11 protein-coding genes and 2 tRNA genes are annotated in these 13,757 nt (G+C 71.9%); 4 read left to right on the top strand and 9 right to left on the bottom strand.

What is annotated here, in order from left to right; translation table 11 throughout:
• Positions 1-106 precede the first annotated feature (106 nt).
• From ACZ4VI_RS12935 to leuS, 4 genes are all read right to left on the bottom strand, one after another.
• Positions 107-892, bottom strand: coding sequence for a ComEA family DNA-binding protein (locus ACZ4VI_RS12935; protein ID WP_467999229.1), 786 nt, complete (start codon positions 890-892; stop codon positions 107-109).
• Positions 893-1,263: 371 nt separating this feature from the next.
• Entirely contained in the window at positions 1,264-2,109 is an 846-nt protein-coding gene (locus ACZ4VI_RS12940) for a DegV family protein (protein ID WP_467999230.1), read from the bottom strand.
• A gap of 60 nt (positions 2,110-2,169) precedes the next feature.
• Positions 2,170-3,015: a hypothetical protein gene (locus tag ACZ4VI_RS12945; RefSeq protein ID WP_467999231.1), complete on the bottom strand. Its 846-nt coding sequence runs from the start codon at positions 3,013-3,015 to the stop codon at positions 2,170-2,172.
• Positions 3,016-3,148: 133 nt separating this feature from the next.
• Complete coding sequence (leuS, locus tag ACZ4VI_RS12950; RefSeq protein ID WP_467999232.1) at positions 3,149-6,016, bottom strand: leucine--tRNA ligase; 2,868 nt, start codon at positions 6,014-6,016, stop codon at positions 3,149-3,151.
• A gap of 398 nt (positions 6,017-6,414) precedes the next feature.
• Here leuS and ACZ4VI_RS12955 point away from each other — a divergent pair, with 398 nt between their 5' ends.
• Both ACZ4VI_RS12955 and ACZ4VI_RS12960 read left to right on the top strand, forming a co-directional pair.
• Entirely contained in the window at positions 6,415-7,611 is a 1,197-nt protein-coding gene (locus ACZ4VI_RS12955; RefSeq protein ID WP_467999233.1) for a hypothetical protein, read from the top strand.
• A complete protein-coding gene (locus ACZ4VI_RS12960; RefSeq protein ID WP_467999234.1) occupies positions 7,608-9,185 on the top strand; it encodes a ferredoxin in 1,578 nt (525 codons plus the stop codon). The genes ACZ4VI_RS12955 and ACZ4VI_RS12960 overlap by 4 nt, the downstream gene beginning before the upstream one ends.
• 62 nt (positions 9,186-9,247) lie before the next feature.
• Here the strand turns inward: ACZ4VI_RS12960 and ACZ4VI_RS12965 are convergent.
• A tRNA-Ala gene (locus ACZ4VI_RS12965) sits at positions 9,248-9,320 on the bottom strand.
• A 120-nt stretch (positions 9,321-9,440) separates the two neighbouring features.
• Between ACZ4VI_RS12965 and ACZ4VI_RS12970 the strand changes: the two genes are divergently transcribed.
• On the top strand, positions 9,441-10,667 hold the full coding sequence (locus ACZ4VI_RS12970) for a glycosyltransferase 87 family protein (RefSeq protein ID WP_467999235.1): 1,227 nt from the start codon (positions 9,441-9,443) through the stop codon (positions 10,665-10,667).
• Here ACZ4VI_RS12970 and ACZ4VI_RS12975 read toward each other — a convergent pair.
• The 3 genes from ACZ4VI_RS12975 to ACZ4VI_RS12985 all read right to left on the bottom strand — a co-directional run bounded on the left by ACZ4VI_RS12975 (position 10,646) and on the right by ACZ4VI_RS12985 (position 12,591).
• On the bottom strand, positions 10,646-10,879 hold the full coding sequence (locus ACZ4VI_RS12975) for a hypothetical protein (RefSeq protein ID WP_361970244.1): 234 nt from the start codon (positions 10,877-10,879) through the stop codon (positions 10,646-10,648). The two genes, ACZ4VI_RS12970 and ACZ4VI_RS12975, sit on opposite strands and share 22 nt — an antisense overlap.
• A 3-nt stretch (positions 10,880-10,882) precedes the next feature.
• Complete coding sequence (locus ACZ4VI_RS12980) at positions 10,883-11,074, bottom strand: hypothetical protein (protein ID WP_467999236.1); 192 nt, start codon at positions 11,072-11,074, stop codon at positions 10,883-10,885.
• A 77-nt stretch (positions 11,075-11,151) separates the two neighbouring features.
• Positions 11,152-12,591, bottom strand: a complete 1,440-nt coding sequence (locus ACZ4VI_RS12985; RefSeq protein WP_467999237.1) for an MFS transporter — start codon at positions 12,589-12,591, stop codon at positions 11,152-11,154.
• Positions 12,592-12,685: 94 nt separating this feature from the next.
• Here ACZ4VI_RS12985 and ACZ4VI_RS12990 point away from each other — a divergent pair, with 94 nt between their 5' ends.
• Positions 12,686-13,561, top strand: coding sequence for a helix-turn-helix transcriptional regulator (locus ACZ4VI_RS12990; protein WP_467999238.1), 876 nt, complete (start codon positions 12,686-12,688; stop codon positions 13,559-13,561).
• Positions 13,562-13,622: 61 nt separating this feature from the next.
• On the opposite strand, the gene ACZ4VI_RS12995 is transcribed toward ACZ4VI_RS12990, so the two are convergent.
• A tRNA-Ala gene (locus ACZ4VI_RS12995) sits at positions 13,623-13,695 on the bottom strand.
• Positions 13,696-13,757: the final 62 nt, after the last annotated feature.

Raw genomic sequence — 13,757 nt, forward strand, 5'->3', positions numbered from 1 at the left:
GCCGCGTCGGACACCTCGGCCGCGTCACGCGCCTCAGGCGCGTCGGACACCTCGCGCGCGTCGGACACCAACGGCCCTCCCCGCACCTCAGAAGCACGGGGCGCGCTCACGGCCGGACCAGGGGCGCGAGGTCCGCGAACCGGCGTTCTCCGATGCCGTTGACCTCGCGCAGTTCGGCGACCGACCGGAATCCGCCGTGCTCCGTACGGTGGTCGATGATGTGCTGGGCGAGCACGGGCCCGACTCCCGGCAGGGTGTCGAGCTGATCCACCGTCGCCGCGTTGAGGCTCAGCGGAGCCGCCCGACCGCCCGGACCGGCCCCCGTGCCCACTGCCGCGCCGCCGACTCCCACGGCCGGTACGGGCACGCCGACCGCGACCTGTTCGCCGTCCATGAGGATCCGGGCGCGGTTGAGTCCGGTGAGGTCCGTGCCCGGGCGGACCCCTCCGGCGGCCCGCAGCGCGTCCGCGACCCGTGACCCGGCCGGCAGGGTCAACACCCCGGGCCGCCGTACCTTGCCGCTCACATCGACCACGACGCCCGGCGGCGACGCCCCGCTCGTCGGCTCCGCCGAGACCGCGGGAGACGCCCCGCTGTCCGACAGCGGAGCCGCGCGCACGATCTCCGGCGCACGGACCGCCTCAGGCCGCCCGGTCCAGAAGTACCGTCCGGCGAAACCGGCGGCCACGACGAGGACCACGGCCAGCGCGGCCAGCGTCCGCGGTTCGAGGCCACACCTGGACTGCACCCACACGGGCAGCCGGTCACTCAGCGCGAGCCTCAGCCGCTCCCACCGCCCGGAAGCCGCCCCCTCCTCCTGGGCGCCGGGCCGCGCGGCCACCTCCGGCGCGCTCCAGTCCGACGGGGGTTGGGCCGAGGCAGACCGAGACATGGTGGGAAACAGCGCCTCACCCCGGCGCCGTACGGCCGCACCGGCACTCACCGCGGCCGCGTTCCTCCCCCGCGCCCGCCCTCGGGCACGCGTGGGAGGCGAACCTCGACCGCGGACGCGGGTGCGCCCGTCCGATCCGGGCGCGCGGCCGGGCCCGCTGGTCGCGGTAGCCCTCCTCACCGAGGAGGCAGCCGAGGTCGTCGCTGCGTGACGCGCGGAGTGCCGCGCCGGGTGACGGGGTGCGAGATGTGTGCGAAGAGCCATGGACAGGACGGTAGACACATCCGCCTGAACCTGCTGAGACGCATCAATTTCCGTGGATAGACACCCAGTTGTGGAAAAACCCGTCACTCACACGAGGGATGAACACGTCAGCGGGGCGACACCACGACGGCGAGAAGCCCGGGGCCCGTGTGCGCCCCGATCACCGCGCCCACCTCGCTGACGTGCAACTCCTCCAGTCCCGGCACGCGTTCCCGCAGCCGGTCGGCCAGCGCTGCGGCCCGCTCGGGCGCGGAGAGGTGGTGCACGGCGACGTCGACCGCTCCGGAGCCCGCCCGTTCCACCGCGATCTCCTCGAGACGGGCGATGGCCTTCGACGCCGTCCGCACCTTCTCGCGCAGATCGATCCGTCCACCGTCGAGCTGGAGCAGTGGCTTCACGGCGAGCGCGGAGCCGAGCAGCGCCTGCGCGGCGCCGATCCGGCCTCCCCGGCGGAGATAGTCCAGCGTGTCGACATAGAAGAAGGCGGAGGTCCCGGCGGCCCGCTTCTCGGCCGCGGCGACGGCCTCGTCGATCGAGCCGTCGGCGTCCACGACCTCGGCCGCCGCCAGCGCGCAGAAGCCGAGCGCCATCCCCACCATGCGGGTGTCGACCACCCTGACCGGCACCGGGGCGTCCTTCGCGGCGACGACGGCGGCGTCGTACGTACCCGAGAACTCGGCGGAGAGGTGCAGCGAGACGATGCCCCGCGCCCCCGCCTCGGCCGCCGCGCGGTAGGTCGCCGCGAAGACCTCGGGGCTCGGCCGCGAGGTGGTCACCGGCCGGCGTTTCTGGAGCGCCTGGGCCAGTGAGCGGGCCGAGATCTCGGTCCCCTCTTCGAGCGCTCTGTCACCGATGACGACGGTGAGCGGGACCGCGGTGATGCCGTGCCGCTCCATCGTCTGGGGTGGCAGGTAGGCCGTGGAATCGGTGACGATCGCGACATGCCGGGACATGAGCGGGAGGTTACCCGCCGACGCCGCCCCGCGGCAGCCCGGCCCCCGCGTTCCGCGACGTCAGTTCGTGGTCTCGGGCCGTGCCGACTTCTCCCACGGATAGGCAGTCAGGCGCGGATCGCGCGCCGCGATCGCCTGCGGCTGCTGTCCCGCGGCCGTGGTGTCCGGGCGCCGCCCGCCGTCCGCATCGCCGTTGTTCGCATCGCCGTTCGCATCGCTGCTCGCGTCGCCGCCCGACGCGGCGTCCGCGGCGGCCCGCCCGTGCGCTTCCGCCGGCCACACCTGTCCGCGCTCGGCTCCGGGCGCGGCGGCACCCGCGTCGGGCCAGGAGAAGTCGTCCGAGGCAGGGTCCTGGGCGGTCGCCCCCGACCAGTGGCGCAACGCGCCCGCCTCCAGGTCGATCTGCGCGCTCAGCGAGGTCAGGTCGTCCTCCGCGAATCTCTGCGCGCGGTCCCTGGCGGCCCAGCGCAGCGAGTCGGCCGAGTGCGTGATCCGCTCCGTGCGCTCCCGCAGGCCCTGGAGCTGGGCGGCGACCCTCGCCCGGTCCGGCTCCCGCTCGAGTCGCTTGAGCTCCTCGTCGAGCTCACGGCCGTGGGCACTCAGCCGCTTGAAGAGGTCGAGGGACTCCTTCAGCGAGGCGTCCTCGGCGACGCCCGCCTGCAGGGCGTCCTGCGTCGCGCGCATCGAAGTGCGCAGGGAGAGCCGCAGCTGGGCCAGCTCACCGGCGACCCCGCCCTGCCCGAAACTCTTCGCGCGCAAGGTGGTGTCCTCGACGGTGCGCCGAGCCTGGTGGATCGTGCGGTCGACGCCGCGCTTGGCCGCCTTGACCGCCTTCACGGTCGCGTACACCCCCAGCGCCACGAAGGCGAAGAAGAGCAGCGCCATGATCACAATCGTGGCTTCCATGTGCGCCCCTCCGGCGTGGATCGAGTTCCCTCGGCTGTTGTTCTTCCACGGTAAACGGAACGGGCAGGCCGGGGGTTCCCTCGGAACCCCCAACCTGCCCGTAGGGGAAACCCCCCATGCCTCGCCGCCGGAACTATCCGGCGACGATGTTGACCAGCTTCGGCGCGCGCACGATCACCTTGCGGATCTCCGCGCCGCTCAGCGCCGCGACCACGTTCGCGTCACCCAGCGCCAGCGCCTCCAGCTCCGCGTCCGTGATCGCCGGGGAGACCTCCAGGCGGGCCTTGACCTTGCCCTTGATCTGCACGACGCAGGTCACCGTCTCGTCCACGACGTACGCCGGGTCGGCGACCGGGAAGTCCTGGTGGACGACCGAGTCGGTGTGGCCCAGCTTGCGCCACAGCTCCTCGGCGATGTGCGGGGCCAGCGGGGCCACCAGCAGCACCAGCCGCTCGGCGACCGAGCGGGACACCGGGCCGCCCACCTTGGTCAGGTGGTTGTTCAGCTCGGTGACCTTGGCGATGGCGGTGTTGAAGCGCATGGCCGCCATGTCCTGCGAGACACCGTCGATGGCCTTGTGCAGGGCGCGCAGCGTGTCGTCGTCGGGCTCGGTGTCGGCGACCGTCGCCTCGCCGGTCGACTCGTCGACAATGTTGCGCCACAGCCGCTGCAGCAGCCGGTACTGGCCGACCACCGCGCGCGTGTCCCACGGACGGGAGACGTCCAGCGGCCCCATCGCCATCTCGTACAGGCGCAGGGTGTCGGCGCCGAACTCGGCGCAGATCTCGTCCGGGGTGACCGCGTTCTTCAGGGACTTGCCCATCTTGCCCAGGACGCGGCTGACCTTCTCGCCCTGGTACCAGTAGCCGCCGTCACGCTCTTCGACCTCGGCCGCCGGCACGGCGATGCCCCGCGCGTCCCGGTAGACGAAGGCCTGGATCATGCCCTGGTTGTACAGCTTGTGGAACGGCTCGGCCGAGGAGACGTGGCCCAGGTCGAAAAGCACCTTGGACCAGAACCGCGCGTACAGCAGGTGCAGTACGGCGTGCTCGGCACCGCCGACGTACAGGTCGACGCCGCCGGTCGGCATGCCCTCGCGCGGGCCCATCCAGTACTGCTCGATCGCCGGGTCGACCAGCTTCTCGGAGTTGTGCGGGTCCAGGTAGCGCAGCTCGTACCAGCAGGAACCGGCCCAGTTGGGCATGGTGTTGGTCTCGCGGCGGTACTTCCTCGGCCCGTCGCCCAGGTCCAGCGTGACGTTGACCCAGTCCTCGTTGCGGGACAGGGGCGTCTCGGGCTGGGTGTCGGCGTCGTCCGGGTCGAAGGTGCGCGGCGAGTAGTCGTCGACCTCCGGCAGTTCCAGCGGCAGCATCGACTCGGGCAGCGAGTGGGCGATGCCGTCCTCGTCGTAGACGATCGGGAAGGGCTCGCCCCAGTAGCGCTGGCGGCTGAACAGCCAGTCGCGCAGACGGAAGTTGACGGTGCCCTCGCCGATGCCGCGGTCGGCCAGCCAGGCGGTGATCTTCGCCTTGGCCTCGACGACGCCCAGACCGTCCAGGGAGATCTCGTCGTTCGCGGAGTTGACCAGCTTCGCTTCGTAGGAGGCGAAGGCGTCGTCCCAGGTGGACGGGTCGGTGCCGCGCTCGTCGCTCGGCTCCACGACGCAGCGCATGGGCAGCTCGAAGGCGCGCGCGAAGGCGAAGTCGCGGGTGTCGTGGGCGGGGACGGCCATGATCGCGCCGGTGCCGTAGCCCATCAGGACGTAGTCGGCGATGAAGACCGGGACCTGCTCGCCGCTGACCGGGTTGGTCGCGTACGCGCCGGTGAAGACACCGGTCTTGTCCTTGGCCTCGGCCTGCCGCTCGACGTCGGACTTGGAGGCGGCCTGCTTGCGGTAGGCGGCGACGGCGTCGGCGGGGGTGGTGTGACCGCCCGTCCACACGTCGTGGGTGCCGGCCGGCCAGGCGTCCGGGACGATCTTCTCGACCAGGTCGTGCTCCGGCGCCAGGACCATGTAGGTGGCGCCGAACAGGGTGTCCTGGCGGGTGGTGAAGACGGTGATCGCGCCGGCCTCGCCGACCTGGAAGTCGACGCGGGCGCCCTCGGAGCGGCCGATCCAGTTGCGCTGCTGCAGCTTGATGGCCTCGGGCCAGTCCAGCGCGTCCAGGTCGTCCAGCAGGCGGTCCGCGTAGGCGGTGATGCGCATGTTCCACTGGCGCAGCTTGGCCTTGAAGACGGGGAAGTTGCCGCGCTCGGAACGGCCGTCGGCGGTGACCTCCTCGTTGGCCAGGACGGTGCCCAGGCCGGGGCACCAGTTGACCGGCGCGTCGGAGGCGTACGCCAGGCGGTACTCGCTCAGGACGTCGGAGCGCTCGGCGGCACTCAGCTCGCTCCACGCGCGCGTGCCCGGGACCTCACGGTTGCGGTTCTCGAACTGCTCGACCAGCTCGGCGATCGGACGGGCCTTCTTGGCCTCGTCGTCGTACCAGGAGTTGAAGATCTGCAGGAAGATCCACTGGGTCCACTTGTAGTACTCCGGGTCGATCGTCGCGAACGACCGGCGCTTGTCGTGGCCCAGGCCCAGCCGGCGCAGCTGGACCTTCATGTTCTCCATGTTGGCCTCGGTGGACACGCGCGGGTGCGTGCCCGTCTGCACGGCGTACTGCTCGGCCGGCAGGCCGAAGGCGTCGAAGCCCAGGGTGTGCAGCACGTTGTGGCCGGTCATGCGCTGGTGGCGGGCGAAGACATCGGTGGCGATGTAGCCCAGCGGGTGACCGACGTGCAGGCCCGCACCCGAGGGGTACGGGAACATGTCCATGATGAACTTCTTGGGCCGGGCCACGATCTCCGGATCGCCCGCCAGGTCACCGGTCGGGTTAGGCGCCTCGTAGGTCCCCTCGGCGTCCCAGAAGTCCTGCCAGCGTGCCTCGATGTCGGCGGCCATGGCCGCCGTATAACGATGCGGGGCCGCCGTCTCGGCAGCCGAATTCATCTCGCTCATGATCCTTGAAGCTCCATCGATCGTCTCTGCCCACTGCCCGCGAACTGCACTGCCACGAAATGAAAAATCCCCTCGCACAGGAGGGGACGCCGCGCCGATACCGACCGGATCTTTCATCCGTCGGGACTGATCAGCGCGGCTCGCTAAGCAGAAGGCGTACGGCACGCATGGCGTCAGGGTACCGCAGGGCCCGCGCGGGCCGCACCGACGTTCCGCCCGGCTGCCAGGGGGCGCCCGAGGCGCCCGGGTTACTCCGCGTATCGCCCCTATCCGGGGCAACCCCAAAGTCAGTTGCCGAGCAAGCGCCTTGTAAACGAGCAAACCACCTACCAGCCGGTATGGAGCGACTTAGCATGCGGCAACGGGACCGCTTATCCGCACCATTCGGAGTCGCCCCCATGAACCCTCATCGCAAGATCCGCTCTTCCCCCGCCCTGCGAACCGGTATGAGCCGGCCGGTTCAGGGCGGGATTTCGGTCGCGGCGCTGGTGATCATTCCGCTGCTCGTCCTCGGCGGCAGTGATGGATTCCGGGCCGCGCTCGACTTCACCAGCGGCGTGCTGTCGCTGGTCTCGCTCACCGCGTCCGTCGCGTGGGGCCTGATAGCGACCGACCGGCTGCTGCTCTCCACCCGGCACCGGCTGCTCGCCCAGGGGGTCCACCGCGCCACGGCGATCGCCTCGCTCGGCTTCCTGCTGCTGCACGGCACCGTGAAGGTCTCCCTGGGCAATGTCGAGCCGATCGGCGCCCTGCTCCCCTTCGGACTCGGCGTCACGGGCTCGTCGGCGCTCATCGGCTTCGGCTCGCTCGCCGGGCTCCTCATGGTCGTCGCCGCCGCCACCGGCGCGCTGCGCAGCACCCTGGCGGGCCGGAGTCGTTTCGCCGCCCGCTGGCGGCCGCTGCACATGCTGGCGTATCCCGCCTGGTGCTTCGCCCTGGTGCACGGCCTGTACGCGGGCCGGCCCGCCGCCACCTGGGTCGTCGTCATGTACTGCCTGGCGCTGACAGCGGTCGCCGCGGCCGTCTCGCTCCGGCTGCTGCCCGCCCCCACGCAGCGGGCGCTCGCCGACAGGCTCGCCGTACTCCTCGCCTCCCTGGAAGGCCGCCCACGGCCCCAGCAGCCCGACGGCACCGATCAGCCCGACCGGACCGCCGAAACACCGTCCGGAACCGCCGACACGGCCGCCACGGCCATCACCCCCGCCACGGCGGTCGCCGCCGGCCAGGACCTCTACGAACCCCCCACCGTGTCCGCCGAATGGCTCGACCGCCCCACGCCCGGCCTCCCCGCGGGCTTCTCGGCCGCGTACCGCGCGGTGTCCCGCGCCGCCCCGGCGCCCGGACCCACCCCGTACACCCCCGACAGCACCGTCCCGCTCGCCGAACGCATCCCCCTGACCGAGGAGCTCCCCGTCGTCCCCGACACCCCCCTCCGCGCCGGTTACTGGCCCGCCCCCTCGCCCCCCGTGCCGACGTACACGGCACCGCCGCCCCCGATGCCGCACCACACCGCAGCACCGCCCTCGACGCCGACCTACGCCAGCCCGCCTCCCGCGGGTGAGCCCTGGACCGCACCCGCAGGAGACCGCCCGTGAACGCCCCGCTCCCCGACGTCCCCGAGGTCCGCGTGGTCGGTCTGCCGCAGCTCACCCAGGGCTTCGACCTGGTCGAGCGGCTCGGCCTCGACATGCACCTGAAGGTGCACGGCCCCCTGGACCCCATGAGCGGCGATCGGCTCGCCCAGCTCGCGGACGAGATATCCCTCCACGGGCGCGGTGGCGCCGGATTTCCCTTCGGCCGCAAGCTCAGGGCGGTCGGCCAGGCGGCGATCCGCCGCGGGGTACGCCCCGTGGTCGTGGTCAACGGCAGTGAAGGCGAGCCCGCCTGCCGCAAGGACACCGTGCTGCTCAACCGGGCCCCGCACCTGATCCTGGACGGCGCGCTGCTGGCCGCGGAGGCCCTCGGTGCCCGCACCCTGATCGTGGCCGTGACCCGTAACTCCACGGAGATCTCCATCCGGTCCGCGCTCGCCGAACGCGGCCTCTCCGACCGGCGGGGACAGGCGCTACGCGCGCGTGTCGTCCGTACTCCCGAGCGCATGGTCTCCGGGGAGGCGTCGGCGGTGATCCGCGCGGCCGGCGGCGGTCCCGCGCTGCCGCCCGGCCGCCGGGAGCGCGCGGCGGAGTCGGGCGTAGGCGGTGCGCCGACGCTGCTGTCCAACGCCGAGACCTTCGCCCAGCTGGCCGTAGCCGCCCGGATCGGTCCGCGCCGCTACGGCCACACCGGTCTGGAGGCGGAGCCCGGTACGGTCCTGCTGACGCTCTCCGGGGCTGTCGCGCGCCCCATGGTCGTCGAGGTGCCCACGGGTGTCCCGCTGCGGTACGTGCTCCAGCTGGCGGGCGCCCCTGCGCTGCCCCAGGGGGTCCTCACGGGCGGCTACCACGGCAACTGGATCGACTCGGTGTCGGTCGACAACGCTGTCGTCTCGCGCGCGTCCCTGGCGGCGGTCGGCGGCGCTCTCGGGGCCGGGGCGATCCTGCCGATCGGCCCGGAGACCTGCCCGCTCGGGGAGTCGCTGCGCGTCGCGAACTGGCTGGCGGCCGAGACGGCCGGCCAGTGCGGCCCGTGCCGGCTCGGGCTGCCCGCGGCGGCCGGCGGCCTCTCCGACGTGCTGAACGGGGGCGGTCCGGCCGCGCTCGGGGCGCTGCGGGAGGTCACGCAGGCGGTGAAGGGCCGGGGCGCGTGCAAGCACCCCGACGGTTCGGCCCGCTTCTTCGCCTCGACCCTCTCGGCCTTCACGGACGATCTGGCCGCCCATGTCCTCGACGGCGGCTGCGGACGGCCGACCGTCGGCGTGCTGCCGCTCCCCGCACCGGGCTACCAGGACGCGGAGGAGTCGATTCCGAGCGGCGAGAAGCTGGCCGTGGACTGGACGCTGTGCCAGGGGCACGGGCTCTGCGCGGACATCGTGCCGGAGCTGATCAGGCTGGGCCCGGACGGCTATCCGGCACTCGCCGACGCCTCCGTGCCGATGCATCTGCGCGGGCGGGCCCAGCGGGCCGTACGCCGCTGTCCCGCGCTGGCGCTCCGTATCGACCAGGCGCCCCAGGAGCGCCCGGCCCTGCCGCCGGGCGGCGGCCGCAAGGCACTGGGCAGCGGCAGGGGTTGACACCCCGGAGGAGACGCACAAAGAAGCGGACCATCCGATCCGGATGGTCCGCTTCTTTTCTGTGGAGCTAAGGAGAATTGAACTCCTGACCTCCTGCATGCCATGCAGGCGCTCTACCAACTGAGCTATAGCCCCTCGCTGTCCGCCCCGTTCCGGGTTTCCCCCGCGGCGACAGACAGAACATTAACCGGCCCTCCGTGGGATCACCAAATCGTTTCCCTGGCGGCCCGACGGCGGCGGGTAGGGTCCCCCTCTGTGACCGTGTCCGTGCTCGCCAGAACCCGCGCCCGCCCGTGGCCCCTCGCCACCGCCGCGGCGGCCTGTCTCCTGTCGTTCATAGCCTTCTGGGTGGCCCAGCGGCTCGCTCACGTGAACATGCTCGACGTGATGGTCTACCGGGCCGAGGGGGAGACGGTCCGGGCCGGCGGCGACCTCTACGCGATGCGCGCCACCTCGGCGAACCTCGCCATGACGTATCCGCCGTTCGCGGGGCTGCTGTTCGTCCCGCTGACGTTCGTCGGCGTTCCGCTGATGCGGACGCTGGCGACCGCCGGGAACCTGCTCCTTGTGGTCGCGCTGGTCCAGCTCTCCCTGCAGCTGGTCCGTCCGTCCCTGTCCGGCACCCGCCTGTGGCGCACCACGCTCTGGGTGGCGGCGGTCGTGGTCTGGTGCGAGCCGGTGTGGACGACGCTGCGGTACGGGCAGATCAATCTGCTCATAGCGGTGGCCGTGCTGTGGGACTTCACACGTCGCGAGGGAAACCGCTGGGCGGGCGTGGGCATCGGCCTGGCGACTGCGGTGAAGCTCACACCCGGTCTGTTCGTCGTCTTCCTGCTGGCCGCCGGCCTGCTCCAGTGGCGCCGGGAGAGGCGCTGGAACCAGTGGCTGCGCACGGCCGCCACCGCCACGGCGGTCTTTCTCGGGACCACCGTGGCGAGCGCGCTGATCCTCCCGTACGACTCCCAGCGCTTCTGGACCCGGACGCTCTTCGAGACGGGCCGGGTGGGCTTCGCCGAGGAGACCGCCAACCAGTCGCTGCGCGGGGTCCTGGCACGGCTGATGCACACCGACGACCCGGGGCTGTGGTGGGCGGTCGTCGCGGCCGTCCTCGGAAGTGCGGCGATGGTGCTCGCGGTGCGGGCCGCGCTGCGCGGGGACAAGGCCCTGGCCGTGGTGGTCTGTGCGATCACGGCGCTGATGATCAGCCCGATCTCCTGGTCCCACCACTGGGTGTGGTGCGTCCCGCTGCTCGTGCTGCTGGTGGACCGCCGCGACCGGGTGCGGCCGGGCTGGACGGTGGGAGCGGTGGCGCTGGTCTTCGCCTCGTTCGCGCTGTGGTGGGTGCCGCACGACCCGGGTCGCCCCGAACTCGACCAGAACGCCGGTCAGATGCTGCTCTCAGCGGTCTATCCGCTCACCTCGACGGCGCTGTTCCTGGGCTATGCCCTCACGCGCCGGCGTCAGGCCGTGGCGAAGGAGTAGAAGCGCTTGAGGGTGCAGTGTTCGTCGAGGAGGCGACCGTAGATCGGCTCCCCTTCGAGCTCGCGGTACGTCTCGATGGGGTCGCCTTTTATGATCAGCGCCCGCGCGCACTCCTCGCACCAGTACTGGTACTCGATGTTGACCGGGTCCATGTCCCGGACGATGGGCGTACCACTGCCGCACCAGTCGCATTTCCGCCTGTGTGCACCCATCACTCAGCTCCCGCTGTGGCCGCAGGACGTGCACACATAGGACACTCCGCCGTTGTCACCGAGCATGTGGGCCACCTGGGCGGAACCGCACGAGGGGCAGTCGAGCCGGGCTCCGGCCCCCTCGGCTCGGGCCGCGGCCGGGACCGCGGCGGGCGCTGCGACGGCATGGGCCTCGGCATCCTCGGCACCACTCACGGCCAACGCGCACTCCCTCCCGTCCGGACCCTCGTTCCCCTCCGGCCGTCCGATTCTGCCATGGCCCCGCAAGGGGGTCAGCGGGCTCGGCGTACGAGGGCGGTCGAGGCGCCCAAGATCGACGCGGCGGCCAGCGCGAGAGCGCACGCCCACAGCGCGTTGGCGGAGCCGTGCGCCCCCGGCGCGTCCAGTCGGCCGAGGAAGAGCGTGCCGAAGGTCGCGACTCCGATCAGCTGGCCGAGCTGCGTGACGGTGGCGAGCAGACCGCTGGCGTCGGCGGCGTCCTCGGGCCGTACGCCGGCCAGTGCGCCGGTCAGGGCGGGGCTGAAGGCGAGCGCGAGCCCCGCGCCCATGGTGGCGAGCGCCGGATAGAGGGCCCAGCCGCCCGTGTCACCGCCCTTAAGGAGGCCTCCCATGGCCAGCGCGGCGGCCGCGGCGGCGAGGAACCCTCCCGGGACCAGGAAGCGCTGCGCGGGGGCCGGCCAGCGCCGCCAGGTGAGGCCGACCACGCCGAAGACGACGGCGGCGGGCGCGAAGGTCAGTCCGGCGCGCAGGGCGCTGTATCCGAGCCCTCCCTGCAGGTGCAGGGTGATGGTGAACAGGAATCCGGCGTTGACGGCCATCGCCACACCGATCCGGATCGCGGCCCGTCCGATGCCGGGGACGCGCAGGACGCGCGGGGCGATGAGCGGGGTGCCGCCGCGACGGGCCAGCCGCGACTCGTACGCCCCGAAGGCCGCGAAGACCACCACGGAGGCCGCGAGCGAGATCCAGGACCACAGCGGCCAGCCCTCCTCCTGCCCGAGGACCAGGGGGACGGTCAGGAGCGAGACGGCCGCGGCGAGCAGGACCAGACCGGGCAGGTCGAGGGAGCGGAAGCGTTCGGGTGCGGGTCCGGTGCGCGCGTCGCGTGGCAGTACGCGGGTGCCCAGGGCCAGCAGGATCAGTCCGATGGGCACGTTGACGAGGAAGACCGGCCGCCAGCCGCTGCCGAACAGATCCGCGCTGACGAGGACACCGCCGGCGACCTGGCCGGCGGCGGCGCCGGTGGCGAGCACCGCGGAGTACGCGCCGAGCGCGCGGAGGCGGCCCTCCCCCGTGAAGTTCCGTTGGATGAGGCTGAGCACCTGGGGGATCATCAGGGCCGCGCCCGCGCCCTGGACGAGCCGGAAGGCGATCAACTGGCCCGTTCCCGCGGCCAGTCCGCAGGCGAGCGAGGCGGCGGTGAAGAGGGCGAGGCCGCCGAGGTACGTCCGCCGGTGGCCCAGCCGGTCGCCGAGCCGCGCGCCGGTGATCAGCAGGACCGCGTAGGCGATGGTGTATCCGGCGACGACGAGCTGAAGTCCCGCTCCGGAGGCGGAGAGTTCGGTACGGATCGTGGGCGCGGCGACGTTGACGATGAAGACGTCGAGCAGCGCCATGAACTGGGCGGCGAGCACGACCGCGAGCAGCAGCCGCGGCCGGTTGTCGGTGCCACCGTCTTTACTGAGTACGGGACGTGTTGTGGTCGTCGTCATGACAGGCAGCGTGACGGCGATGCGATACGGGTAACGAGAGCCCGCTGATGCTGGTACTGACACCACCTGGCAACGGCGGCACGGGGACTCGACCATGGGGGGTGTGACGACCTTGACAGCACCGGCACAACAGCGCCGCAGACACGAACTGGCCGCGTTCCTGCGCAGCCGCAGGGCCCGGGTGACTCCGCAGGACGTGGGCATGCCACCGGGCCTGCGCCGCCGCACGCCCGGGCTGCGCCGCGAGGAGGTCGCCCAGCTCTCCGGTGTCGGCGTCACCTGGTACACCTGGCTGGAACAGGGCCGTCCGATCAACGCCTCCGCCCAGGTGCTCGACGCGGTGGCCCGCGTCCTCCGGCTCGACCGGCCCGAGCGCGAGCATCTGTACCACCTGGCGGAGGTGCCGTTCGCGCCGGAGCACGGCACCGAGGACGTCGAGGTGGTCAGTCCGGAGATCCAGGGCATCCTGGACGCCCTGGTGCCCCGTCCGGCGGTCGTCTACAACAGCCGCTATGACGTGCTCGCGACCAACTCGACGTACCGGCTGCTGTTCTCCGTCCCGGAGAGCACGGCGCGCGGCGTCCGCAACGTCCTGTGGACGCTCTTCACGATCCGCGACGACGACTGTCCGCTCCTCGACAGAGAGCGCGAGCTTCCGCTGATGGTCGCCCAGATGCGCGGCGCGTACGGCCGGCACGTGGGCGAGCCCTCCTGGGAGTCGTTCGTCCGGCGGCTCTCGGAGGCGAGCCCCGAGTTCGCGCGGATGTGGCGGAGCGGCGATGTGGTACCGCCCGGAAGCCATGTCAAGACCTTCCGTCACGACGCCGTGGGACAGCTTCGGATGACGTCGGTGTCGCTGTCGATCAACGGGATGCCGGAGTGCCGGATCGTGGCCTACACCCCGAAGGACGAGGAGAGCCTGCGGGCGCTCGATACGATCCGCGCCGAGGGGGTGGACACCTGGACGTGACAGAAACAACCGGTGGAAACGACGAATCCCGCCCCCTGACGGGGACGGGATCCGGTGACTGTGGAGCTAAGGAGAATTGAACTCCTGACCTCCTGCATGCCATGCAGGCGCTCTACCAACTGAGCTATAGCCCCTCGTGTTCTTCGCGCTCCGCGCTGCGAACAAGAAGAACTTTAGCCTGTGACCTGCCGGAAAG

The organism is Streptomyces sp. NPDC029169 (assembly GCF_055563935.1).

Coding starts and splice junctions, on each gene's coding strand:
- ACZ4VI_RS12955 (WP_467999233.1), top strand. CDS start 6,415: ATGAACCCTCATCGCAAGATCCGCTCTTCCCCCGCCCTGCGAACCGGT.
- ACZ4VI_RS12975 (WP_361970244.1), bottom strand. CDS start 10,879: ATGGGTGCACACAGGCGGAAATGCGACTGGTGCGGCAGTGGTACGCCC.
- ACZ4VI_RS12940 (WP_467999230.1), bottom strand. CDS start 2,109: ATGTCCCGGCATGTCGCGATCGTCACCGATTCCACGGCCTACCTGCCA.
- ACZ4VI_RS12935 (WP_467999229.1), bottom strand. CDS start 892: ATGTCTCGGTCTGCCTCGGCCCAACCCCCGTCGGACTGGAGCGCGCCG.
- ACZ4VI_RS12985 (WP_467999237.1), bottom strand. CDS start 12,591: ATGACGACGACCACAACACGTCCCGTACTCAGTAAAGACGGTGGCACC.
- ACZ4VI_RS12990 (WP_467999238.1), top strand. CDS start 12,686: ATGGGGGGTGTGACGACCTTGACAGCACCGGCACAACAGCGCCGCAGA.
- leuS (WP_467999232.1), bottom strand. CDS start 6,016: ATGAGCGAGATGAATTCGGCTGCCGAGACGGCGGCCCCGCATCGTTAT.
- ACZ4VI_RS12945 (WP_467999231.1), bottom strand. CDS start 3,015: ATGGAAGCCACGATTGTGATCATGGCGCTGCTCTTCTTCGCCTTCGTG.